Below are 24,083 nucleotides of genomic sequence, written 5' to 3'. Positions count from 1 at the left end.
CTAATCAGCCACCTTTAAAAAGATATTTTGCCCTAACCGCTCAACTTTTGGAGCAAGCCCTAAAATGCTTTCACTATGCCCTAAATACAGCGTCCCGCCAATTTTTAAATGTGAAAAGAGTTTTTGCAAAATCTGCTCTTGGTCTTCAATTTTAAAATAAATTAACACATTGCGACAAAAAACAATGTCAAATTCTCTTGCTCCAAAAGGATAGGAAGGCGAACAAAGATTACACTGCTTAAAATTTAGAATTTTTTTAAGATTATACTTTGCATTCATACTAATTTCACGCTCACTAAGCTCCTTAATCTCAAAATAATCTTTTAACTCTATCCAAGTTGGCAAAGGATTTAAGCGTGTATTCACAATATAATTTCCAGCTTTAGCCACTTCAAGCACAGAAGTGTCAATGTCAATAGCTTGCACACTCACTTGTGTTTGAGATTGATAAATCTCTTTAGCAAAAAGCAAAGTTGATGCAATAGAATAAGGCTCTTCCCCCGTAGAACTTGCAGAACAAAACACTTTAAAAGGCTCACTATCTTGCAAACGCTGAGGCAAAATTCTATCGATCATATCCTTAAAATGGAATCCTTCCCGAAAAAAATCCGTTTTATTTGTTGTGAATGCGTTAATAAAATCTTGCTTAAATTGTCCGCGTTTAAGTGCCGTGAAAAACACGGAATAATCCTGAATATCCAAATCTCTTGATAATTTATCAAGGCGATTTCTAATAGTAGCATCCTTGTTTTGTGGCATATGAATTCCAGCGATTTCATAAATCAGCTCTCTAGCTTGATTAATATCTTCTTGATTAATAATTGGTAGCATATTCTTTTCTTTCCTTTTTATAAATTTCTTTCCAAATTTGAGGCGTTAGTTTATCTTGCACCTGCCCTATTGCTTGATACTGCGCATAATAATCCTCTACAAAAGCGCAAACACTAGAATCCTTTGGCTTATAATTCCCTTTGGAATCTTTTTGCGCATAATCTTCTAAAAATTCCTTTGCGTCAGATTTATTGAGATACACAGCAATGAGTTTATCATAGACTTCTAAATAGTTTTTCTCTAAGGCTTCTAATGTGATTGGATTAAAAGCAAGCTCTAAAGCAATGCAATCAAAATTCCCTTTATAACGCAAAACTTTAGAGTCAAAAAGCACTTGCAAATGGATAAGCCCTTCACAATAATAAGGCAACACTTCACCCTCTTCCATCCAAGCAATCAAGCTTACAGCACGCGAAATCGTATTATAAACTAACTCTTTTAGAAGGGACTTATGCCGCCTTGTAAAATAATAAGCCAAACCACCCATTGTTGCTTTAAACTCTTCAATATTTTTAAACTGCCCACTAACATTCATCTGCAATTCACTATCTAAATCCACCCATAAAATATGTCCAAACTCGTGCCCTATGGTAGAAATCTCATAAACTTTATACCAATCTTGCTCCCTAAAATACAACAACTCTCTATTAAAATCCAAAAACTCTTTAGGGAAAGTCTTAGAAGAAAGTAGCATAAAAGGCTTTGCTAGAGATAACTCACGCACACGATCAGGAAAATAAAAAATCTTTTTGCCATATTTTGCGCTGACTTTTTCATCATTTGGCACAACTTGCGCACTAAAAAGTCCGTTTAACTCCGCTCCGTAAAATAGCAAGGGCATTCCACCATAGCTTTGCGTTTTTTTAAGTGCTTCTTGCACACAACAATCAATAGAATCCTTAAATTCTGATGGTTGAAATTTTACGCTATATTGCGTATAAAACTCTAGCATTGCCTCTTTTGAAATCTTAAAATCTGCATTTGCACTAGGCTCTAACAAATCCACACCATTGTAAATTCTAGCAATCCTCAAATCCCACTCTGGCGCAACAGCCTTTCTAAAATGATCCTCATAATACTCTAAAGGATGTCCAATTTGCAAAGGCGTAGAAATTTGCATCCAAGCCTTATCCACAAGCCTCCAAGATTCCAACAATAGGCTAGTATCCCTTTGCATTAGCGCACTCTGAAGTGTCTTTAAATACGCAATATACGCTTCTTTTTGCTCTAAGGGCTCACAAACTTCACTAACTCTCTCTAGCGATTCCAAACCCTGCACAAAGGCTTGGTTGATTGCTTCAAATTCTTTTTGAAAAAACTCCGCATAAGCCACTGCTTGGTAGATAGAATCCCTAAACACAGGCACAGAATAGCTTCTATCGCTAAATTCTCCTTGAGTGCTAAATCCCCCTTCACTTATAAAATCTTTTTGACAGCACTCAATGCTAGAGTCCAACGCCTTTAAAATTGCATCAAAATCGCCTTTAAAATGCGCATTTAAATCTTTATTAATCCCTAAAATCAACTCTTTTTGCCACACAAAGAAAAAGGCATTAAAAGCGATTCCAACTTTATGCACAAATTCTAAAAGCACACGCAAAAAGGGCGTTAAAAGCGCATTATCTTTTACAAACTTTAACAATTCTTTGTGTTTTTGTAGATAAAAATCGCGCGTGATTTCTAAAAGCATCATACGCAATTCCAAACTTTCTTGCTCGCTTATATTTAGTTTTTGCAGCACATTCAATAGCGCACCTTCTTTTAACCCCACAATGCGCTCTATACAAGCAAAGCGTGTTTCTCTACTATCTGGAATCCTTTCAAAAACAGGACGCAAAAACCCATTAACAACTTTGGATTCCATATTTTCATACAATACATTTATAAGTTGATTTTGGGATGCCAAATATTTATAAAGCGTAACTATATCGCTTAAAATCTTTTTCTGCATTGCATTATTTTTGTGCATTTTTATGTGCTTTTATGGCTTCATAAGCAACATTAATTTCTTGGAGCTTTTGTGTGTATTTTTCAACAATAGACTCATCTAAACCCTTATGGTGCAAAATATCAGGGTGATACTCCCTAACAAGCTTCTTATAAGCACTCTTAATATCCTCCATAGAATCCCCTTCATTAACACCTAAAATAGCATAAGACTCCTGCAAGCTTTTCTGCTGCATTTTATTTGCATAAAACTTCTCAAACGCATCATAAAGCGCATTAAAATCAGCATTTTCAATCTCTAAATATGCCGCCACATCTAAAATCATCTCCCGCTCATTTTCGCCTAGCTCCCCATCAGCATATGCAAGTGATAGCATATATTCTACAAGCTTTAAGCGGCTTTTATATTGCCCTTTAGTGCGTTCAGCATAACGCATTGTGAGTTCTTCAACGCTTTGTGTTGTGTTTTTAAAAATGCGATGCAAAATTTCTAAAAGCTCGTCTTTTTGATACATTGCACTTTGTAGTAACAGCGCATCGCTAATATCAAGAATAGTGTTTTCCATTAGTTCAGATTCTAGCTCACACACTTTTCCATCGCTTTGTGCAAGCTTTGCTAGCAATCCAACAATCAACCCATACTCACTCTCTCTAATTTTATATTCACGGCTTAACTCTTGGGGCTGTGGTTGATTTTTATAAGGATTTTGGTATTGATTAAATTCTTGTGCATCGCCTTGCGTATCAATCTGTGGGCGCTTATATGGATTCCTTAAATAATCCTTAAAATTAATAAATGCAATAGCTATAATAACAATTGTAATAAGCAGCAAAATCTCCATCATTTGCCCTACTTCCTATAAAAGCTCTTGAATTTATTAAAAATTCCATCCGATGCTAGAAAGCCCAACTCTCTTAGCTTTGCCCTAATTGCGTTTAACTCACTCTCCTTAGCCTCCACTTCCACAATCTGCGTTGTAATATTCACGCGTAAGCTTGGATATTGCCCTAAAAGCGCATCATTAATCTTTTTTACACAACCTTCACATTTGATATTTTGGCATTGAATTTTTTGCATTTTGGATTCCTAAGCTATTTCTATACATTACACATTGTGGTGGGCCCTATAGGACTTGAACCTATGACCAATCGGTTATGAGCCGAGTGCTCTAACCAGCTGAGCTAAGGGCCCTTTTTGAAAAAGAACTATGATTATACACAAATTTATACCTAAAGGCAAGCAAGTTTTCAAGAATAGCAAAGAGGATAACAAAAGTGATAAAACTGCTTCCACCATAGCTAAAAAGAGGCAGCGGAATCCCAACTACAGGAGCTAAACCAATCGTCATAGCAATATTCACACCCGAGTAAATAAAAACAAGCAATCCCACACAATAAGACACAACTTTTAAAAAATAATCTTTCTCATTGATATGACTCATTGAAAAAATATGAAAAATCAATGCACCATAGAGAATAAATAATCCAATCACGCCCACAAAACCAAACCTTTCTGCAAAATAAGGAAAGATAAAATCACTTGTCGCAATGGGTAAAAACTTATAGGCTGCTTGTGTAGCTTCTTTCTTTTCCTTGCCATAGATTCCACCAGAACCAATGGCAATAATGGATTGCTTCACTTGATAATCCGGTTCTTTTAACACAAAATCCATAATACGCTTTTTTTGATAATCGTGGAGATTTGCATACAAAATCGGCGATAAAAACATCACGCCTGCAAGCAAAGTTAGCCAAATTTTATAATTCACACCAATTAAAAATAACATTCCAAAACTCATAAGCAAAAGCACCAACGCCGTCCCTAAATCTGGCTGTTTTAGCACAAGCACAAAGGGTAATAAAACATAAAAACAAAGCTTTAGAAAATCTAAGAATTTATAACCATTTTTCTTTGGAGGATTTTTACTAATTAGATATGCCATCATTAAAATAAGTGCCGGTTTCATCGTTTCTGAAGGCTGAAAGGTAAAATGCACAAAAGGAATCTCAAGCCATCTTTGCGCTCCCAAACGCGTGTCTCCAAAAAATTCTACTGCCACAAGCAATAAAATATTCACCCAATAAAATCCAATAATAAGCCACGACATTTTACGCACAGGAATCAAAAACACAACTACAAAAATAAATAATCCCACAAAAATATAAATGAATACTTTATTTCCCAAAAACACATTGTTTTCATTAATTAAATACCAAGAAAGTAAAACAATGGGCGTGATTAGTAAAGGAAGAGTGAAATCAAAATATGCTAAAATTTTGCGATTAAACCCAAACACAAATCAACCTTAAGAATCCTAAAAATGTCCTAGAATTTTAACATAAAGAATCCCCGATGCAAAAAGATTTTAACCAAAATCTACAAATTTTAAACACTTTTACAATCACAGAGGAAAACCATAAAATCCGTGCAGATATTTTTCTCTCTTATACCCTAAACATCTCACGCTCTAAGGCACAAAATCTCATCAATAAAAAAGCAATCCTTTTAAACTCCAAACCCTTAAAAAAATATGGAATCGCACTAAATACCAATGACACTTTAACGCTAATCCCCCAAACAAACACAAAAAAGGATTCCAACTCTACGGCTCTTAATATCCCTATTTTATACGAGGATTCCAACCTTTTAATCCTAAACAAACCCGCAAATCTCCTTGTGCATAGAACCAATGAAAACGACACGCAATTTACCCTTGTAGATTATCTCAAGCAAAAGGGCTTTGCGCTTTCAAACTTAGGCGACTCCTACCGCTTAGGAATCGTGCATAGACTTGATAAAAACACGAGCGGCGCAATAGTCATTGCCAAAAACAACGCCACACACGCACATCTAAGCGCGCAAATTCAATCTAGGAAAATGGGGCGTTACTATCTTTGCATAATTAACCAGCCCTTAAGGGAATCACAAATCCTGCAATCCCCCATAACACGCCACCCAAAACATCGCTTAAAATACATTACTGCCCCAAATAACCCTAATGCAAAAACCGCAAAAACCGCCCTTTTTACAATTCCAACGCTTTTAGATTCCAACTTTTTAAAAACAGAAAATCCACAAAAAGAGATTCCAACTTTAATAGGTGCAAAGCTTTTTACAGGTAGAACCCACCAAATCCGCGTGCATTTAAGTGCAATCAATCGCCACATTTTAGGTGATAGCTTCTATGGTTATGGGGGTAATTACACAGGCAGAATCCTACTTCACGCCCATTTTTTACATCTCTTACACCCCAAAACGCATAAACCCTTAGAGCTTTACGCACCAATCCCTAGTGATATGCAAGATTTTATCCACGCGCATTTTAATGTGTCAGCCTATTACAATATTAAAAATCCAAAACTTCTTGAAATTCCGCTTGCAAAAATTTATCAACAGCAATTTAGTCCAATTTAATGCAAATTTTTTCCATTTTTATGTTAGAATTAGCGACTCTAATTCAAGCTTATAGGAATCTATTTATATGCACAGGAATCTTCTTTTAAAGACTTTAAGCGGAATCTTAAGCGCGTTATTTTTGCTTGGCGGTTGCACTAGTGCAGTTTTTAACACAAATCCAGCCCTTAATAACAACATCAATCCCCCAAGCGGTATCCGCACTTTAAGCGATGTGAACACCATTGCATTTGAATGGAAACTAGTCCAAGACCCAAGCGTAATGGGATACCACATTTATCGTAAAGAAGCAAATGAGCAAGACTTCAAAAGAATCGCCACGCTAGATTCTCGTTTTAACACACACTATGCAGATAATAATCTAAAAGCTAACACCCAATACATCTACCATTTCACCACTTTTGATAAAGACTACAATATTTCTTCATATTCACCCCCTGTGAGTGCTACAACGCTTTCTATTGCAGCAGTTACCTATGTAGAAGCCATTAGTAACTATCCGCGCAAAGTCAAAGTTATTTGGAGTCCGCACCAAGATCCACGGGTTATAGGCTATGTGATTCAACGCAAAGATAAAAATGACCAATGGAAAGAAATAGGCAATGTAAAAAGCCGCTTACTTGTAGAGTTTTTAGACACAAATTTAGAAGATGAAACAACTTATACTTATCAAGTTTTAGCCTATAATGCAAAAAACTCTCTCTCTATTCCTTCACCAATAGTCAGTGCCACAACAAAACCAAAGCCAACACCCATCACTAATTTTCACGCCACACTAGACCAACCAAAACAAATAACACTCCGTTGGGATTTACACCCAAACCAAGAAGTTACCTCCTATAAGATTCTACGCTCCGGCTTTATCTCTAGCGTATTTAGCACCATTGCTACACTCCCTAGCAACACAAATGTCTATCAAGATTCCATTAAAAAAGATGGCAAGCATTACCAATACAAAATCATCGCCACCGATAAAAATGGAATTGACAGCCTTGAGAGTGGACCAATTGCAGGAACAACACTTCCCATCCCAAGCACACCAAACATTACTTATGCGCGCATTGAAAATGGTTCTGTGATTATTAGATGGACACCAACAGATAATCGCACAAAAGAATACATTGTATATAAAAAGGATTCCCTTATTTTCGGAGAAACACTCCGTTATAACAAAGTCTTAACTCCAGAATTTATAGACAGAGAAATTAAAGCGGGAGAAAAATACTATTACCGCGTGAGTGCCATTGATGAGAATGGTTTAGAATCAAAGCCTTCTGAAGAAGTTGCACTCTCATTACCAAAATAAATATGCCACATTTCAAAACCCAAAAGCTAATCCTCCCAAACCTTCCCTATAAAGCATTAGATACTAATGGAGCATACGAGTTTTTAGAGCTTTTTACCTCTAAAAATCATCCAAATTTTTCCCTTTTGCAAATCCGCTTCACTCCCAAAAATAGCACGCAAACCAAAGAATTTTTCCTAGAAATTAAAAACAATCAAAAAGAAACTCTTATGCGCTTTGATAAATACTCACGCATTGCACCCATTGAAATCATCAAAAACGCCCTTGAAATCCTTATGCAAATGCAAGACTCCCTTCTTACACACAATCTAAACCGCCACACAATTACCCCAGAATTTAAACTCCCTTTCATTAAAGAAATCAACGATTTTTTAGACTTTCACGCTCTGTTTTTAAGCACTTGCCAAAAATCCAAATGCAACTTTAAAGAAATTTGGCTAGAAATTGGCTTTGGAAGTGGCAGACATTTACTCCATAACGCAAAAAATCACCCAAACACCTTGCACATTGGACTTGAAATCCACCACCCTTCCTTAGAACAAGTTGCGCGACAAATTGGAATCCAAAATTTAGAAAATATCCTTATTCTAGCCTTTGATGCACGGATTTTCTTAGAATTACTTCCTTCCAACACACTCCATAAAATTTTCGTGCATTTTCCAATGCCTTGGGAAAAAAAGCCCCATCGCAGAATCTTTAGCCAATCCTTTGTTGCACAATGCGCTAGAGTCTTAAAACCAAATGGGCATTTGCAACTACGCACCGATAGCTTAGAATACTTCGCTTTTGCAAAAGATTTAACGGAGCGTTTTAAAGATTCCTTTAGAATACAAACACACAAGAACGCACAAGAAGCAATCATTAGCAAATACGAAGCAAGATGGCTAAGGGAGCAAAAAGATATTTACAATCTTGAATGCTATGCACTTCAAACTTCCAAAAACCAAAGGCTAGACTTTGATTTTACATTTGATTCCGCACTTTTACCTAGCAATCTTAACCTTAAAAAAATGCGCCAAAACGATTATTTTTTAAACCTTGAAGACTTATTTTTAGGCAACAAAAACAATCTTTTAAGAATAGCCTTTGGGGATTTTAACCACCCAGAAACACGCTATGTTTTACAAGATTCCAACTTGCATTATTTTAAGAATAATCCCTTACCCACAGCAATAAACCACAAAGCGCACAATCTCTTAAATGCGTGCATTACCAAAGATTTCAAGGAATCCCTATGAATCCCATCATCCAAGCCAATGGTATGAATCTAGGCTATAAAAGCGAGATTATTATTAAAAATGCAAGTTTTAACATTTATCCTAAGGAATTTGTTTTTGTTAGCGGTCCAAGTGGGAGCGGAAAAAGCACCCTATTGCGCTCCATATACGGAGATTTGCCTTTAAAAAGCGGTTCGCTTGAAGTGTGTAGCGTAGAAATGTTTAAAGCAACCAAAAAAAACATAGAGATTTTGCGTCGCCACTTAGGAATCATCTTTCAAGATTACAAACTCATTAAAGATTTCAATGTAGAAAAAAATGTAATGCTGCCTATGATTATAGGTGGCTTCACTAAGGAATCCTGCCAAACCCAAACCGATAGACTCTTAGCACACATTAAGCTTTCACACAAAGGCAATAAATACCCAATGGAACTAAGCGGTGGCGAGCAACAGCGTGTTGCAATGGCGCGTGCTTTAGCACATAATCCGCTTTTAATTTTAGCAGATGAGCCCACAGGGAACCTAGACGACTACTCCTCTGAAGTCATATGGAATCTTTTAAGGGGCGTTAATGTGCAATTAGGAATCACCGTAGTTGTTGTAACACACAGAATCCCCGAAACACTAGGGATTAATTACAGGCATCTCCACATTGAAGAGGGAGTGATTTATGAACTCTCTTAAAAATCACTTAAGCTTAATCATTCCACTTATTGCCTTGCTTTTTGCATTAGAGAGCATTTTATTAGTCAATCGCACACTTAACGATTATGAAAGCAAGCTTGGAGAAAATTATGCAATCATTCTAGCAAGCAAAGAGGAATTATCTCTACAATCTTTGCGCAATAAAATCACAGAAGCCCAAACTCTAAGCCCAATTGATGCGCAAATTGTCTTAGAACGCCTAAAAAATAATATTAGCCAAGCAAATTTAATCCTGCTTAAAAACTCCCTGCCACATTTTTATTCTCTAACGCTTAATACCTACCCTAGTGATGCGCGCCTAATTGCTATCCAAAAAACATTAGAAGGTTTTGATGGCATCATACGCATTGAAACCTTCACCAAAAGCCACAATCAAATCTACCAACTTCTCCTTATCATCAATGGTAGCATTATGATTTTCTCAAGCCTTATCGCGCTCATTAGCCTGCTTTTAATGTTTAAGCAAATTGAAATTTGGAAATTTGAGCATTTAGAACGGATGGAGATAATGACGCTCTTTGGTGCGCCCTTATGGATGCGCTCACAAGTGCTATTCCGCTTAGCTTGCATAGACACAATTCTTGCAACTTTAATCGTTACCATAGGGCTATTTTATATCTCACAAAACGCATCATTGCGCATCTTTTTTCAAGAGCTAGGATTAAATCCAGAGATTTTCTCTCCCGTTTTAGATTCCATTGTTTTGCTCCTTACAGGACTTACACTCTCTTTAATCTCTGTGTGGATTGTAAGCTTACAGCAAAAAGATTAGTAGGATATTTATGCGCGCTTTTCTTATCTTATTTTTCTCTCTAGCACTCCTAAATGCTCAAACAGACATTCACAAAAAAATTTCACAAAACCAAACAGCACTAGAGAGTAAAAAGAAAAAGGAAGAGCAAATCAATGCTAAACTTCAAGAACTAGGCGAGGCAATCAATAAACAAGAAAAAGAAAGCAAGGATTTAGAACAAAGCATTCTTTTAAGCGAAGAGAATATTGCCAAAAACCAAAAAGAATACGACAGCAAACAAGCACGCATCAAAGATTTAACAAATAGCCAAGATTCCTTATTGCAAACGCGCAAAAAAATAGAATCAGAAATTACTAATCTCATCATAAAAGACATCTCTTTTATCATTTTATTAAACGACTTCCAGCCAGAATCCATTCAAGACTTAATCACAGAAGAAAGCTTTAAAACTCTAAGCGATGCTACAAAATCACATTTAAAAGAGTTAAGCATAAAGCAGAGCGAAACCATCGCCACCTTACAAAATCTCCAAAACGAAATTGCCACGCTAAAACACTTCATTGACACAGAAAACAAAAAACGCAACGCATTAAAAGCACTTCAAAACAAGCAAACAGCACTCATTGCAAACTACCAAAAAGAAATCACAAAATACAACAACGAACTCCAAACAATCACTAAAGAGCGCGAGGCGTTGCAAGATATTTTAGTCAATCTTAACATTCTAAAAAGCCAAGAAGAGCGCAAAAAGCGTGAAGCCCTAGCACAAGCCGCGCAAGCACAAAAGACAGAACAAGAAGAAAAGCAAAAGTTGGAATCCAAAACCGCCAGCACAAGCGATAAAACTAAAAATCCGATTCCAACTCCAGAAGCAAAATCTCCCGAAGGATTTGATGTGCGTCAAGTAGCAAGCTCCTACTACGCTATTAGCACCACTAAATATAAAGGCGCAAAAACAATTGCCCCCCTTGATAATTTTTCCATTGAAAAGCGTTTTGGACCTTATTTTGATCCTGTGTATAAAATAAAGGTTTTTAACGAATCCGTTACACTTACACCAAAAGGAGATGACAAGGTTAAAAGTGTGCTAGATGGTAAAGTTGTCTTTGCAAAAGACACGCCCATTTTAAAGCGTGTTGTCATCATTGAGCACAAAAACAATATGCACACCATTTACGCCCAACTTGACAAAATCGCTCCTACAATAAAACCCGGACGCGCAGTCAAAAAAGGCTACACCATAGGGCGTGTAGAAAATGCTTTAAAATTTGAAGTTACACTAAAAGACAAGCACATTGATCCCCTTGATTTAATCAGCACAAAAAATATCTAAACTTCATAATTTTCCGCTCCATCCCTTATGCTTTCAATAAAATATCCGATATTACTATAAAGCTATAAAGCTTGTAGGCTTGTAAATTTTGCAAGGAGATAATATGAATGTAAATGAAAGTGGAATGAATGTTGCTAGAGGGCAAAGTAATGCTTTGCATTCTCAAGGAACACAAGCTCCCACAAGGACAGAAACAATCCAAAATGCAATAGAGGATTCAAATAAAGAGCAGCAAATCCAAGAACAAAGAGAAAAGCTCAATGAGCTTGCACAGCAGTTAAACAAAGAATTAAACCCTCTAAACACGAACATTACATTTGGCTTTAATGAAGACATTGAAGGCTTATACATAACAGTGAGTGAAAGAGATACAAACCGCGTAATTAGAAAGATTCCAAGCGATGAAGCAATGGAATTAATGGCAAAAATGAAAGAAGTCGTTGGAATCATATTTAGCAAACAAGCATAAAGCAAGGAGATGATTATGGCTTTAGGAACTATGTCTGTATTAGGGATTGGAAGTAACCTAAGCTGGGACAACATTAACCAGATGAAAGACAACGAAGTGAAATGGAGAGTGCAGCCCATCACTAAAAAAATGGAAACAAACCTAGAAAAGCAAAAAGAGCTAACCGCTCTAAAAACACTAATGACTTCCTTAAATAGCGACTTTAAAAAACTCTCCGACTTTAGCACCTACCAAAAGCGTAGCACAAGCGTTGAAGGCAATGGCGTAAAAGCAACTGCTGGAGAAGGTTTAGCACTCCAAGACATTAAAGTCAATGTCAGCCAACTTGCACAAAACGATGTCAATCAAGTAGGATTGCAATACGCCTCAAGAGATAGTATTTTTACCAATAAAAACACTTCCATTGATTTTTATCACAATGGCACAAATTATAGCATTCCCATAAAAGCAGGCACAACACTCTCTGATGTCGCACAAAGCATTACAGACGCAACAAATGGCGCAGTTGCAGGCATCATTATGAAAACAGGGGGCGATGACCCTTATCGCCTTATGATTCAAAGTAAAGATTCTGGTAAAAACAATAAAATTCTTTTTGGAAGCACACTTGAAAGCGCCGCAACTCCGGGAGGACAAATCACAGAAGGAACACTTAAAGTAACAATTGGCGGACAAACTATTGAAGTAGCATTAAAAGATATTGGCAGTAAAATCGGCAATGAAGCAAAAGACAATGCAAAGCTTATTTTAGACAAAATCAATGAAAAAGTTGCAAGCAATCAAGATTTAAAAAAGAAAGTGGATAGTGGCGAAATCACCATTGATTTAAGCAGCAGTGGCAAAGGTTTATTGTTTAATGACGCAACAGGCGCACCTATTAAAGTAGAAACAAATGGAGTAAAAGTAAAAGTTGCAGAAGGAACAACTGAACAAGAATCCGACTTAGGCTTTGCTAAAAAAGAGTCAGACAAAAAAGATTTAGTAACAGGAAGCAAAAGTGTTGCAAGTGGGCAACTTAGTGGCAAAATCACTATTAATGACAAGGAAATTGATTTAAGTGGAATTAATGGGGATAGCACAAAAAATGCTGAAGAAGTGATGAAAAAAATCAATGACACTTTTACAAACCAAGAAGTTACAGCCACGATTAAAGATGGCAAACTGATTTTAAACAGCAAGGATGACAAAGAAATTAAAATAAGTGCGGAAGGTGGGAAAAATGAAGTTTTAGATTCCATAGGTTTGCGCTCTGGAACATTCACTTCCACAAAAGAGTTTTTAAAAGAGATGAACATCACAAACATCCAAAAAGGACAGAATGCAGAATTTACCTACAATGGAATCAAAATTGAACGCGATAAAAACAAAATTGACGATGTTGTCTCTGGATTATCCCTAGAGCTAACAGCAATCACTGAAAAGAATAAAGATGTGATTGTGCGCGTTTCACGCGATGACAAAGAAATCTCTAAGATAATGGAGGAATTTGTTAAAAACTATAATGAAATGTATAACAAAATCCAAGAGCTTGTCAAATACGACGAGGATACAGAAATCTCCGGAGTCTTCAATGGCAATAGTGAAATGCGTAGCATTGTAAGGCAGCTAAATGGTATCATCAATGCAAATGATGTCAATGGAAAAAACCTATTCCAATTTGGCATTAGTATGAACACAAGCACAGATAAAAATGGAAAAATCACAAGCAACGGAACGCTCAAATTTGATAAAGAAAAATTTGAAAAAGCATATAAAGAGGATCCTGAAGCTGCGATTTCATTTTTCAGAAGCACAACAAGCAGTGTCAATGGCGAAAGCAAAGAAGTAGATGGAATCTTTACAAAACTACGCAAAGTAATGGACGATCTCATCACAGGAGAAAAAGCTACTCTAAATGTGCTAGAAAAAAGCTTAAAAGACGAGCATAAAAAGCTTGATAAAGATAAGAAATCCACACAAGAATCCATTGACACACGCTATGAAACTATGGCTTCTAAGTGGTCAGCTTATGATCAACTCATTGCAAAAACGCAAAAGAAATCAGAAGTGGTTTCACAAATGATTCAAGCATCTATGAAATAAAGGCTAGACAATGAAGGGAAATTTAGCTTATAACTCTTATCAACAAAACTCCGTTGCAGTGGAATCCCCAGCAAGGCTTGTAGAAATGCTTTATGAAGGGATTTTACGCTTCTCCTCTATGGCAAAGCGTTGCATTGATTCACAAGATATTGAGAAAAAAATTTATTACATCAATCGCACCACAGATATTTTTGTAGAGCTATTAAACTCGCTAGACTATGAAAAAGGCGGGCAAGTTGCGCATTATTTAACAGGGCTTTACACACATCAAATTAAACTTTTAACACAGGCAAATATGGAAAATAGCAAAGAGAAAATTGATATTGTGATTAAAGTAACAAAGGGCTTGTTAGAGGCTTGGAGGGAGGTAAACCATGAATTGGCTTAACGAATTAAAAGTTGCATATCTCAATAAAAACGATAACAAAATAAACGAATTGTTAGATAATTTACCAACGCTAAAAACCCGTGATGAAATGTTTGAAGCACTAGCAATTATGGAACAAATCACAGAATACGCAAAAGAGCAAAAAGAACGACTAGGCATAGAAATGCGAAAACTTAAACAAACTAAGAATTTTCTTCCTAAAGAAGAAAAAGTTTCACGGCTTAATTTATCTTTTTAAAGTTTTGAGTTAAAATTTCTCTTTTTTTGGAGAGATTTTTATGCAGTGGAAGCCAATTGATATTGAAGATAAAGAATTGCTAACTAGCTTCTTTACTTCACACCCCATTTTAGTTTCAGACTTAACTTTTACCAATCTTTATCTCTGGCATTATGCAAGACATATTAGCTATGCTATTTTAAACGATTGCCTTGTTATTAAAACGCAATATCCCGATGAAAACCCCTTTATTTTCTATCCCATCCACAAAAACAATAATTTAGATTCCAAAAAACAGACACTGCTACAAATAATGGAATCCTGTAAGGGAAAGGGTTTAAAGTTTTCTATACACTCCCTAAGTCAAACAGATAAAGAAGAGCTAGAAAAGCTTATGCCAGATACATTTGATTTTATTTACAGAGAAGACAGAAGCGATTATATTTACTCTATCCCAGAGCTTATTGCACTCAAGGGTAAAAAATACCATAAGAAGAAAACGCATTTAAACCGCTTTACAGAACGCTACGCCTTTAGCTATGAAGCATTAAGCATACAAAATGTTTATGAGTTAATCAGCACTTATCAAGCTTGGTTTGGCAAAATCAGCGATGGCGCAAGCGATGGTTTGCGCAATGAATATGTAGGCATTATAGAGTCTTTAAAAGAATTTGAAAATCTTGACTTTCAAGGTGGAATCTTGCGCGTAGATGAGCAAATCATTGCCTTTAGCTTTGGTGAACCACTCAATCAAGACACAATTGTTATCCACATAGAAAAAGCAAATATTGAATTCCAAGGCGCATATCAAGCAATCAATAGAGAATTTTTAGCAAACGCTTGGAGTGATTATAAGCTTGTTAATCGTGAAGAAGATCTAGGAATAGAAGGCTTAAGAAAGGCAAAGCAATCTTACCAACCTCTATATTTACAGCACAAATTTGACGCAATCTTAAAATCAATCTAACCTATCCTCTTTAACTGCCACAAAAACCACAGCGTGCAAAGTCCTCCTTGCGCGTTCTGCAAATGCGCTTTCTTGCGCACCACAAACATCACTGCAAACAAGATAATGCCTATGTCCAATTTTCATAATCTGACTCATTTTTTTGAAGTTTTTAAAATCAATGTTATCGTTTTGCAAAAACTCATCAAAGCTAAAATCACTCTTTGAAGTTGCTAAAATATTCTTATTATCATCAAACACAACACTAAACATTTCACTCTCTTCTGAAACAATTTCAGATTTTTTAGGTAAGACTTGATTTAAAAAATCCTGAATCTTAGCAAAATCAAGCACAAACACAAGTCCACCAACTAAACGATGCATAGAATCTTTAAGATAGTAATACATTAAAAGCGTTGATTGATCGCCATACAAAAATGTTGGTTCAAAATTAGAAACAACAACCTCATTTAAACCTGTTTGCCCATAAAAATTGACTTTCTTTCTAGTAAGAGTCCCATCATCAAGTCCGTTTAATAAAATTGTGCCATCTTTATCAAAAAGAACCACATTATAAAAATAAGAAAAATCCTGCTCTAAAGAAGCCAAATGCGCTTTAATGCTAGAATCCACAACCCCTTCTTGACCCGCCTTACTAAGATACTCTACAAACTCTGCATTACTGCTAATTTGTTCCACATCTCTCATTGCTTTTGTAAAAAGCCTATCCGCAGCAAACACAAGATACTTGGAATAATACTCTACAATATTAAAAAGCGCATTATAAATCCCTTTTTGTAGCTCACCTGTGGATTGAATACATAGGGTATTCATCTCTTCACTTAAGATTCTAATGTTATTTAAAATCGGATTTAACGCATAAGAATGGCTTTTTGATGCAATGATTTCACCATTAATCACTACATCACCAAGCTCTTCATTAATGTTTTCACCCTCAGCAATCACACGATCAAGCTCCTCAGTAACAAGCAAGGAATCCTCCAAAAGACAATCATCTATATCCCTATTAATTTGGCGTTTTGCATCAAATGCAACATACAAAGGCACGATTCTACAAACATTGTAATGTTTCATTACACTCTCTAAATGCTCCAATCCGCTCACTTTGCTAATAGCTACCATACAAGTTTTAGAACGACTCTCCAAAAATATATGTTCTTCATACTTGCTTAATGTTAAAAGCTGTCCGATAGGAAATGTGCGCACATTATCTGAAAACATAATATTTTCTTTCTCATTCATCACAACAAAATTTGCTTGTGGTAAACGATAAGGAAACTGCTCTAAAATCCTTTTTACTTTATCTTGGATATTTACCACAAACACAACTGCGATACTAGCAACAGATTCCCTGCTTGCACGCAATGGAATCACAAAAAACAACTCTAAACTCTCCTCTTGTGCATCCCCAGCAGTGCGATAAAAATCCACTTTTTGGCAATATTCTGCATAAGATTCCACTTTACTACCATCTAATACGCTTTGAAGCTTAGTTCTTGCATTGCTCTCTTGACCACCAGCATATTTTAAATGCTTCAACAAGATTCCATCATTTTTAAAAAGAAAAATATCCTTATAAGATTCTTGAGATTTTTTACCAAAATCTTGTAAAATCTCTAATACTTTTTCCAAATGCTCTTGAGATTTTTCTTTCTCCAATGCGTCCATAAAATCTATTCCACAATTTCGCAGATTTGCATCTTTAGAAAGTTCTAAAATGCTCTCGTGGCAGCCTTTAATAAAAACTCCAATCATATCACCAATTAATCTTGCAGAAGCCAATGCCTCCTCATACACATTATGAAAATTCTGCTCCATAATTGTATGGATTAACTCATCTTGAAGATTTTCAAATTTTTCTTGAGTTTTTTCCATATAATCAAACAAATTTTCAGCAATATCAAGAGAACTGATTTTTCCCGTTAGAGTTGTTTTGCTCAATAAAGTATTTAACGATGAAAACTGCGATTGATAGCGTTGCACCATAGGAATATAATTATTTAGAATATTGATAACAGATTGCTCCATTTATTATCCTTGACTTGTTAATAAAATTTAGCAATTATAGCAACATAATCTGAAAATAATACCAATTTTTACTAAGACTTGACTTTTATTTTATAAAAACATTTAAAACGCAACACAAAATTAAAAGATAGAGATTTGTAGCATAACTCCAAAGGGATAAAATTTCTTTGGAGTAACAATATTAAAGCGTGTAGTCTTGTAAAAGATTAAAATTTAAGTAACGATAAATTTGCGCTTCCTTACCTTCAATCTTTTTAGGAATTAATTCTAAATATTCTTGCTTACTTGGAATCTTACCAAGCAATGCACAAGCTGCTGCAAGCTCCGCACTCCCTAAATACACTTGCGCACCTTTTCCCATACGATTATCAAAATTGCGCGTAGAAGTTGAAAAAACAACAGCATTATCTCTAACGCGCGCTTGATTTCCCATACACAAACTGCAACCCGGAGTTTCAATCCTAGCTCCAGCACCTCCAAAAAGCGAGTAATACCCCTCATCTGTAAGTTGCTTTGCATCCATTTTAGTAGGCGGTGCTACCCAAAGCGTTGTCGGCACCATTCCCTCACCACGTAATACTTCACCAAGTGCGCGATAATGTCCAATATTTGTCATACAGCTTCCTACAAACACTTCATCAACTTTATGTGGGCGTTTAGAATCGCTTAAGATTTCACTGAGTGTCGCCACATCATCAGGATCATTTGGACACGCTAAAATCGGCTCTGTAACTTCATTAAGGTTAATTTCAATAATAGCCGCATACTCTGCGTTAGAATCAGCCTTTAACAACACAGGATTATCAATCCACTCTTGCATTTTTTGCGCCCTTCTTTTAAGCGTTTTTACATCTTGATACCCCGCTGCAATCATTGCATTAATCAGTGTAATATTGGACTTTAAATACTCAATAATAGGTTCTTTATTAAGCGCAACACTACACGCCGCCGCACTTCTCTCCGCACTTGCATCACTAAGCTCAAAGGCTTGCTCCACTTTCAAATCCGGCAATCCCTCAATCTCTAAAATCCTACCGCTAAAAATATTCTTTTTACCCTTTTTCTCAACCGTTAGCAAACCCTGCTTAATCGCATAATATGGAATCGCATTAACTAAATCCCTAAGTGTAATACCCGGTTGCAACTCTCCACTAAAACGCACAAGCACAGATTCTGGCATATCAAGCGGCATAGAGCCTGTAACTGCTGCAAAGGCAACTAAACCACTTCCTGCTGGAAAACTAATTCCAATGGGAAATCTTGTGTGTGAATCCCCACCTGTTCCTACCGTATCAGGCAACACCATACGATTTAGCCACGAGTGAATCACGCCATCTCCAGGACGCAACGCAACACCCCCACGACTACTCATAAATTGTGGCAAAGTTGCGTGCAATTTCACATCAGCAGGCTTTGGATAAGCAGCAGTGTGGCAGAAGCTTTGTAGCACAAAATCTGCACTAAAACCAAGTGAAGCAAGCTCTTTAACTTCATCTCTAGTCATCGCCCCTGTGGTATCTTGACTTCCTACCGTGCTAACAAGTGGCTCACAATAAGTCCCGGGCAAAATCCCCTCCACTCCACAAGCACGCCCTACCATTTTTTGCGCCAAGCTAAAGCCCTTTACGCTAGAGTTTGGTTGTGCAGGTTTGGCAAAAATATCCTCTTTTGACATTCCAAGTGCCTCTCTAGCCTTTTGTGTAAGCCCACGCCCAATAATTAAATTAATACGCCCACCAGCACGGATTTCATCAGCAATTGTTGTTGGCTTTAAATCAAACTTAGAAACAACTGCGCTATTTTTGTGAATCTCCCCTTTAAAAGGATAAATCTCAATCACATCGCCTTCATTTAGCTCCGTTACAGGTGCGACAATGGGCAAACAGCCACTATCCTCACAAGTGTTAAAAAAAATCGGTGCAATCACTCCACCAATCACTAATCCACCGGCTTTTTTGTTTGGAATATACGGAATCTCACGCCCCATATGCCACACAAGAGAATTACAAGCTGACTTCCTAGAACTTCCCGTCCCTACAACATCACCCACATACACTAGCGGATAACCCTTTTGCTTAAGCTTTTCAATTCTTTCAAAAGCGTTTTGTGTCCTAGCTTTTAGCATTGCTTGTGCGTGCAGTGGAATATCACTCCTAGTAAAAGCATCTCCTGCTGGACTTAAATCATCTGTATTTGTTTCCCCATCAATCTTAAAAACAACTGCTGTAATTTTCTCCTCTAGCGCAGGCTTGCTTAAAAACCACTCCGCATTCGCCCAAGACTCTAGCACTTCCTTAGCATACGCATTATTTTTTGCCATTTCAACCACTACATTAAACGCATCATACACAAGTAAAGTGTGCTTCAAGGCTTCAGCAGCAGCCTTTGCAAGCATAGAATCGCTTGACTTTAATGCCCTAATCAAAGGATTAATGTTATACCCACCAAGCATTGTGCCAAGTAGCTTGATTGCTTCTACACTTGAGATTCCATTAATCTTTTCTTTACCTTCAACTATGGAATCCAAAAATTCCGCTTTCACTTGTGCTGCTTCATCAACGCCGGGGCTAACACGATTTGTCAATAAATCCACAAGCTCTTGTGTTCTTTCCCCTTTTCTTAAAAGCGCAATCACCTCTAGCGTTTGCTCCTTAGTTAATGGCAAAGGCGGAATATTCTGCTCTGCGCGCTCTTGCGCTTGTTTATCGTATTCCTCAAAGAAATTCATTGACTTACTCCTTAAGCAAATATTATTAAGTTTTCTCAAATGATACAAAAATTTCTACCCAATTTTCACAAATTAAAGTAAATATTTTTTAATCCTTTCTAAAAATGTGTAAATTTGTATTATTTTTATATTTCCTTAAAGGTTGCTTTAGGTTTTTAAATTTATTTTAAGTTTTAATATTTTAAAAAGCCCTTCATCATCTTTTAGAAATAATAAGCAAAAAGGAGTCATTTTATGAAAGTTATCCATTCCATCACAGAAGCTATTGGTAATACTCCACTTCTAAGACTAAAGAAGCTCTCTGAAGAATGCGGAGCAAACATTTACGCTAAATGCGAGTTCTTTAATCCTACAAGCTCTGTAAAAGATAGAATTGCACTAAGTATGATTGAAGATGCTTTGCAAAATGGGACAATCAATTGTGACACAACCTTAATTGAACCGACAAGCGGAAATACAGGAGTTGGGCTTGCTGCAGTCTGTGCCGCAAAAGGAATCAAACTGATTCTTACAATGCCAGAATCTATGAGTATAGAACGCCGTCGCCTTATGGCAGCACTTGGTGCAGAGCTTGTCTTAACGCCCAAGGAAAAAGGAATGAAAGGCGCAGTAGAAAAAGCCACAGAACTTCAAGCAAATACACCAAATTCCATTATCTTACAACAATTTCAAAACCCTTCAAACCCTAAAGTGCATAAAGAACACACTGCGCTTGAAATCTTAGATGCACTAGAAAATCAAGTGGATATTTTCATCTCAGCAGTTGGCACAGGTGGCACACTAAGTGGAGTTGGCTCTGTTTTAAAACAACGCAATCCAAATGCAAAAATCATTGCAGTAGAACCCATAAATTCTGCTGTGCTAAGCGGTGAAGCACCCGGACCACATAAAATACAAGGAATCGGAGCAGGATTTATTCCAGAAATACTAGACACAAATTTAATTGATACAATTTTAAAAGTTGATGTGGAATGGGCTTATAAAGAAGCGCGCGAAATTGCTAAAAATGAAGGCGTCCTAGTTGGAATCTCAAGCGGTGCAAATCTATGGGCAGCGCGCGAAATTGCTAAAAACAATCCGGGCAAAAACATCGTTACCATTCTTTGTGATACAGGCGAACGCTACCTAAGCACTGAACTTTATACAGAATAATTTATAAAATATGGAATCCAAAATGTGGTTTTTCATTTTAGATTCCAACTTTCAAAATTTTTACACAAAGAAAAGGAGTATTTATGCGAAGCAAATGGGTAGAATCCCGCAAAAATGACACAATAAAAACGCAGTTGCATTATGCAAAAAAGGGCATCATCACACAAGAGATGGAATATGTAGCAAACATAGAACATTTAAGTCCAGAAAATATACGCAAGGAAGTTGCTAAAGGACGATTAATCCTACCTGCAAACATCAACCACACAAACTTAGAACCAATGGGAATTGGAATCGCAACGCGCACAAAAATCAATGCAAACATCGGCAGCTCCGCACTTGCTAGCTCCATTGATGAAGAAGTGCAAAAAACGCTTGTTTCCATTAAATACGGCGCAGATACAATTATGGATTTAAGCACAGGAGGAGATTTGGATTCCATTAGAGAAGCTGTTATTAAGCATTCTAGCGTGCCAATAGGAACAGTGCCAATTTATCAAATCCTACACGATGTGAAAAACGACATTAACGCTCTTACCATTGATAAAATGCTTGAAGTTATGGAGCGTCAAGCAAAGCAGGGGGTTAGCTACTTTACAATCCATTGTGGATTTTTGCTAGAGCATATGCCGCGCCTTGCAAAGCGTAAAATGGGAATTGTTAGTCGTGGCGGAAGCTTAATGGCAGCTTGGATGATGCACTACCATAAACAGAATCCTTTTTATGAAGCCTTTGATGATATTTTGGCAATTTGCCAAAAATATGATGTGTCTTTAAGCCTTGGAGATTCCTTGCGACCAGGCTGTTTAGCGGATTCTAGCGATGCAGCGCAACTAGGAGAACTTAAAGTGCTAGGCGAACTCACACTTAGGGCTTGGGAAAAAGATGTGCAAGTAATGATTGAAGGTCCAGGACATGTGCCATTAAACGAAATTGAACGCAATGTGGAGTTACAAAAAGAACTCTGCTACGAAGCACCCTTTTATGTGTTAGGACCACTTGTTACAGACATAGCCGCTGGATATGATCACATCGCTTCTGCTATGGGAGCAGCAATTGCTGCTTGGAAGGGCGTTGCTATGCTATGTTATGTCACTCCAAAAGAACATTTAGGGTTGCCAAACGCAAAAGATGTGCGTGAAGGAATTATTGCCTATAAAATCGCGGCACACGCTGCTGATATTGCAAGGGGTAGAATCAATGCAAGAGTAAGGGATGATGCAATGAGTAATGCACGCTACAATTTTGATTGGAATAAACAATTTGAACTTGCCCTAGACCCTGAGAGAGCGCGTGAATACCACGATGAAAGCCTGCCACAAGAAGTTTTCAAAGAAGCGAAATTTTGCTCAATGTGTGGTCCTAAGTTTTGTAGCTACAAAATTTCACAAGATATTATAGAAAATACACAAGAAAAGGAAGCCGTATGAATCAAGAGCAGCTCATTAATCTTTTAAAAGAAGTGATTTACCCGAATTTTGAAAAAGACATTGTAACTTTTAATTTTGTTAAAGAAACACTCACACAAGGAGATTCCGTAGCAATCCGCTTAGAGATTCCATCAGCTTCAAGTGAAGTTGCAGATAAATTACGCGAAACCATTACACAAAAGCTAAATGCGCAAGGAATCACAAAAATCAATCTTGATATTAAACAGCCAAAACCCCAAGCGCAAACACAAAAGCCACAAGGCACGAAAAATCTAGCTCCACAGATTAAAAACTTCATAATGATAAGCAGCGGAAAAGGGGGCGTTGGTAAATCCACAACAAGCGTAAATCTCGCAATCGCCCTAGCACAACAAGGCAAAAAAGTAGGCTTGCTTGACGCAGATATTTATGGACCAAATGTGCCTAGAATGCTAGGTTTGCAAAAAGATAAACCAAAAATAGATGAAAAACTTAAAAAACTCATTCCTTTGCAAGCTTATGGAGTTGAAATGATTTCAATGGGGGTGCTCTATGATGAAGGACAGAGTCTAATTTGGCGCGGACCTATGATTATCCGCGCAATTGAGCAAATGTTGAGTGATGTTTTATGGAATGATTTAGATGTAATGGTAATTGATATGCCCCCAGGCACAGGTGATGCACAACTCACTCTTGCACAAAGCGTTCCTGTAACAGCAGGTGTTGCTGTATCCACACCACAAAAAGTCGCCCTTGATGATGGCGCAAGGGCTTTAGATATGTTTACAAAGCTTAAGATTCCGCTTGCTGGAATTGTAGAGAATATGAGCGGATTTATCTGTCCGGGTTGTAATGAAGAATATGATATTTTTGGAAAAGGCACAACAAGCGAAGTTGCAAATGCATTTAACACACAGGTGCTAGCACAGATTCCTATTGAGCCTATTGTGCGTGAAGGTGGCGATAACGGCAAGCCTATTGTGTATTTTAAACCAGAATCTAAATCAGCAAAAGAATATTTAAAGGCTGCAAAATTACTATGGGAATTTATTGAAGAAGTTAATGCTAAAAAGCTTGCTGATAATGCTGCAATTCAACCTATCAATACAGGTAAATCCGCCTGTTCCTCTTAA

21 protein-coding genes and 1 tRNA gene are annotated in these 24,083 nt (G+C 36.9%); 14 read left to right on the top strand and 8 right to left on the bottom strand.

Translation table 11 applies throughout. The annotated features are described in order from the left end of the window. From MRZ19_RS03930 to MRZ19_RS03905, 6 genes are all read right to left on the bottom strand, one after another. Positions 1–831, bottom strand: a complete 831-nt coding sequence (locus MRZ19_RS03930) for a CheR family methyltransferase (protein WP_291030548.1) — start codon at positions 829–831, stop codon at positions 1–3. Then, complete coding sequence (gene ciaB, locus MRZ19_RS03925) at positions 815–2,800, bottom strand: invasion protein CiaB (RefSeq protein ID WP_291030546.1); 1,986 nt, start codon at positions 2,798–2,800, stop codon at positions 815–817. Before ciaB ends, MRZ19_RS03930 begins: the two co-directional genes overlap by 17 nt. Further along, positions 2,787–3,623 carry a TerB family tellurite resistance protein gene (locus MRZ19_RS03920; RefSeq protein WP_291030544.1) on the bottom strand — a complete coding sequence of 279 codons (837 nt, stop codon included), beginning with the start codon at positions 3,621–3,623 and terminating at the stop codon, positions 2,787–2,789. Before MRZ19_RS03920 ends, ciaB begins: the two co-directional genes overlap by 14 nt. A gap of 5 nt (positions 3,624–3,628) precedes the next feature. Next, positions 3,629–3,856 (bottom strand): heavy metal-associated domain-containing protein, encoded by a 228-nt coding sequence (locus MRZ19_RS03915; protein ID WP_291030542.1) that lies wholly within the window; start codon positions 3,854–3,856, stop codon positions 3,629–3,631. Between the two features lie 37 nt (positions 3,857–3,893). Beyond that, a tRNA-Ile gene (locus MRZ19_RS03910) sits at positions 3,894–3,970 on the bottom strand. Beyond that, positions 3,948–5,075 carry an FtsW/RodA/SpoVE family cell cycle protein gene (locus tag MRZ19_RS03905; RefSeq protein ID WP_291030540.1) on the bottom strand — a complete coding sequence of 376 codons (1,128 nt, stop codon included), beginning with the start codon at positions 5,073–5,075 and terminating at the stop codon, positions 3,948–3,950. Before MRZ19_RS03905 ends, MRZ19_RS03910 begins: the two co-directional genes overlap by 23 nt. A 56-nt stretch (positions 5,076–5,131) precedes the next feature. Between MRZ19_RS03905 and MRZ19_RS03900 the strand changes: the two genes are divergently transcribed. The 11 genes from MRZ19_RS03900 (at position 5,132) to MRZ19_RS03850 (ending at position 15,633) form a co-directional block, all read left to right on the top strand. Continuing rightward, positions 5,132–6,193, top strand: coding sequence for an RluA family pseudouridine synthase (locus tag MRZ19_RS03900; protein ID WP_291030538.1), 1,062 nt, complete (start codon positions 5,132–5,134; stop codon positions 6,191–6,193). A gap of 67 nt (positions 6,194–6,260) precedes the next feature. Further along, positions 6,261–7,499: a hypothetical protein gene (locus tag MRZ19_RS03895; protein ID WP_291030536.1), complete on the top strand. Its 1,239-nt coding sequence runs from the start codon at positions 6,261–6,263 to the stop codon at positions 7,497–7,499. Between the two features lie 2 nt (positions 7,500–7,501). Beyond that, complete coding sequence (trmB, locus tag MRZ19_RS03890) at positions 7,502–8,737, top strand: tRNA (guanosine(46)-N7)-methyltransferase TrmB (RefSeq protein ID WP_291030534.1); 1,236 nt, start codon at positions 7,502–7,504, stop codon at positions 8,735–8,737. Beyond that, entirely contained in the window at positions 8,734–9,402 is a 669-nt protein-coding gene (locus tag MRZ19_RS03885) for an ABC transporter ATP-binding protein (protein ID WP_291030532.1), read from the top strand. Before trmB ends, MRZ19_RS03885 begins: the two co-directional genes overlap by 4 nt. Then, positions 9,389–10,195 carry an FtsX-like permease family protein gene (locus tag MRZ19_RS03880; protein ID WP_291030530.1) on the top strand — a complete coding sequence of 269 codons (807 nt, stop codon included), beginning with the start codon at positions 9,389–9,391 and terminating at the stop codon, positions 10,193–10,195. Before MRZ19_RS03885 ends, MRZ19_RS03880 begins: the two co-directional genes overlap by 14 nt. 10 nt (positions 10,196–10,205) lie before the next feature. Continuing rightward, positions 10,206–11,510: a peptidoglycan DD-metalloendopeptidase family protein gene (locus MRZ19_RS03875; protein ID WP_291030528.1), complete on the top strand. Its 1,305-nt coding sequence runs from the start codon at positions 10,206–10,208 to the stop codon at positions 11,508–11,510. Between the two features lie 103 nt (positions 11,511–11,613). Beyond that, positions 11,614–11,979: a FlaG family protein gene (locus MRZ19_RS03870; RefSeq protein WP_291030526.1), complete on the top strand. Its 366-nt coding sequence runs from the start codon at positions 11,614–11,616 to the stop codon at positions 11,977–11,979. Between the two features lie 15 nt (positions 11,980–11,994). After that, positions 11,995–14,061, top strand: a complete 2,067-nt coding sequence (gene fliD, locus MRZ19_RS03865; protein WP_291030524.1) for a flagellar filament capping protein FliD — start codon at positions 11,995–11,997, stop codon at positions 14,059–14,061. 10 nt (positions 14,062–14,071) lie between these two features. Then, positions 14,072–14,449 carry a flagellar export chaperone FliS gene (gene fliS / locus MRZ19_RS03860; protein ID WP_291030522.1) on the top strand — a complete coding sequence of 126 codons (378 nt, stop codon included), beginning with the start codon at positions 14,072–14,074 and terminating at the stop codon, positions 14,447–14,449. Next, the gene (locus tag MRZ19_RS03855) at positions 14,436–14,687 is read left to right on the top strand and encodes a hypothetical protein (protein WP_291030520.1); all 252 of its coding nucleotides are present in this window, start codon (positions 14,436–14,438) and stop codon (positions 14,685–14,687) included. The genes fliS and MRZ19_RS03855 overlap by 14 nt, the downstream gene beginning before the upstream one ends. A 40-nt stretch (positions 14,688–14,727) precedes the next feature. Then, on the top strand, positions 14,728–15,633 hold the full coding sequence (locus tag MRZ19_RS03850; RefSeq protein ID WP_291030518.1) for a phosphatidylglycerol lysyltransferase domain-containing protein: 906 nt from the start codon (positions 14,728–14,730) through the stop codon (positions 15,631–15,633). Here MRZ19_RS03850 and MRZ19_RS03845 read toward each other — a convergent pair. Both MRZ19_RS03845 and acnB read right to left on the bottom strand, forming a co-directional pair. Then, positions 15,625–17,661, bottom strand: coding sequence for a hypothetical protein (locus tag MRZ19_RS03845; protein WP_291030516.1), 2,037 nt, complete (start codon positions 17,659–17,661; stop codon positions 15,625–15,627). The genes MRZ19_RS03850 and MRZ19_RS03845 overlap by 9 nt on opposite strands. 181 nt (positions 17,662–17,842) lie before the next feature. After that, positions 17,843–20,389, bottom strand: coding sequence for a bifunctional aconitate hydratase 2/2-methylisocitrate dehydratase (gene acnB, locus MRZ19_RS03840; RefSeq protein ID WP_291030514.1), 2,547 nt, complete (start codon positions 20,387–20,389; stop codon positions 17,843–17,845). A 234-nt stretch (positions 20,390–20,623) separates the two neighbouring features. Between acnB and cysK the strand changes: the two genes are divergently transcribed. The 3 genes from cysK (at position 20,624) to MRZ19_RS03825 (ending at position 24,083) form a co-directional block, all read left to right on the top strand. Further along, positions 20,624–21,541 carry a cysteine synthase A gene (gene cysK / locus MRZ19_RS03835; protein ID WP_291030512.1) on the top strand — a complete coding sequence of 306 codons (918 nt, stop codon included), beginning with the start codon at positions 20,624–20,626 and terminating at the stop codon, positions 21,539–21,541. 83 nt (positions 21,542–21,624) lie between these two features. After that, a complete protein-coding gene (gene thiC, locus MRZ19_RS03830; RefSeq protein WP_291030509.1) occupies positions 21,625–22,971 on the top strand; it encodes a phosphomethylpyrimidine synthase ThiC in 1,347 nt (448 codons plus the stop codon). Continuing rightward, the gene (locus MRZ19_RS03825) at positions 22,968–24,083 is read left to right on the top strand and encodes an Mrp/NBP35 family ATP-binding protein (RefSeq protein ID WP_291030507.1); all 1,116 of its coding nucleotides are present in this window, start codon (positions 22,968–22,970) and stop codon (positions 24,081–24,083) included. Before thiC ends, MRZ19_RS03825 begins: the two co-directional genes overlap by 4 nt.

Source organism: Helicobacter sp., from assembly GCF_022770205.1.
Classification (GTDB): Bacteria; Campylobacterota; Campylobacteria; order Campylobacterales; family Helicobacteraceae; genus Helicobacter_D.
This window is presented reverse-complemented; position numbering and strand designations above follow the sequence as displayed.

Bases quoted from the DNA above. Each gene is read 5' to 3' on its own strand.
- MRZ19_RS03825 (WP_291030507.1), top strand. From the start codon at position 22,968: ATGAATCAAGAGCAGCTCATTAATCTTTTAAAAGAAGTGATTTACCCG.
- MRZ19_RS03920 (WP_291030544.1), bottom strand. From the start codon at position 3,623: ATGATGGAGATTTTGCTGCTTATTACAATTGTTATTATAGCTATTGCA.
- MRZ19_RS03855 (WP_291030520.1), top strand. From the start codon at position 14,436: ATGAATTGGCTTAACGAATTAAAAGTTGCATATCTCAATAAAAACGAT.
- MRZ19_RS03870 (WP_291030526.1), top strand. From the start codon at position 11,614: ATGAATGTAAATGAAAGTGGAATGAATGTTGCTAGAGGGCAAAGTAAT.
- MRZ19_RS03885 (WP_291030532.1), top strand. From the start codon at position 8,734: ATGAATCCCATCATCCAAGCCAATGGTATGAATCTAGGCTATAAAAGC.
- ciaB (WP_291030546.1), bottom strand. From the start codon at position 2,800: ATGCACAAAAATAATGCAATGCAGAAAAAGATTTTAAGCGATATAGTT.
- fliS (WP_291030522.1), top strand. From the start codon at position 14,072: ATGAAGGGAAATTTAGCTTATAACTCTTATCAACAAAACTCCGTTGCA.
- acnB (WP_291030514.1), bottom strand. From the start codon at position 20,389: ATGAATTTCTTTGAGGAATACGATAAACAAGCGCAAGAGCGCGCAGAG.
- MRZ19_RS03895 (WP_291030536.1), top strand. From the start codon at position 6,261: ATGCACAGGAATCTTCTTTTAAAGACTTTAAGCGGAATCTTAAGCGCG.
- trmB (WP_291030534.1), top strand. From the start codon at position 7,502: ATGCCACATTTCAAAACCCAAAAGCTAATCCTCCCAAACCTTCCCTAT.
- MRZ19_RS03875 (WP_291030528.1), top strand. From the start codon at position 10,206: ATGCGCGCTTTTCTTATCTTATTTTTCTCTCTAGCACTCCTAAATGCT.
- cysK (WP_291030512.1), top strand. From the start codon at position 20,624: ATGAAAGTTATCCATTCCATCACAGAAGCTATTGGTAATACTCCACTT.
- MRZ19_RS03880 (WP_291030530.1), top strand. From the start codon at position 9,389: ATGAACTCTCTTAAAAATCACTTAAGCTTAATCATTCCACTTATTGCC.
- fliD (WP_291030524.1), top strand. From the start codon at position 11,995: ATGGCTTTAGGAACTATGTCTGTATTAGGGATTGGAAGTAACCTAAGC.
- MRZ19_RS03850 (WP_291030518.1), top strand. From the start codon at position 14,728: ATGCAGTGGAAGCCAATTGATATTGAAGATAAAGAATTGCTAACTAGC.
- MRZ19_RS03930 (WP_291030548.1), bottom strand. From the start codon at position 831: ATGCTACCAATTATTAATCAAGAAGATATTAATCAAGCTAGAGAGCTG.
- MRZ19_RS03900 (WP_291030538.1), top strand. From the start codon at position 5,132: ATGCAAAAAGATTTTAACCAAAATCTACAAATTTTAAACACTTTTACA.
- MRZ19_RS03915 (WP_291030542.1), bottom strand. From the start codon at position 3,856: ATGCAAAAAATTCAATGCCAAAATATCAAATGTGAAGGTTGTGTAAAA.
- MRZ19_RS03845 (WP_291030516.1), bottom strand. From the start codon at position 17,661: ATGGAGCAATCTGTTATCAATATTCTAAATAATTATATTCCTATGGTG.
- thiC (WP_291030509.1), top strand. From the start codon at position 21,625: ATGCGAAGCAAATGGGTAGAATCCCGCAAAAATGACACAATAAAAACG.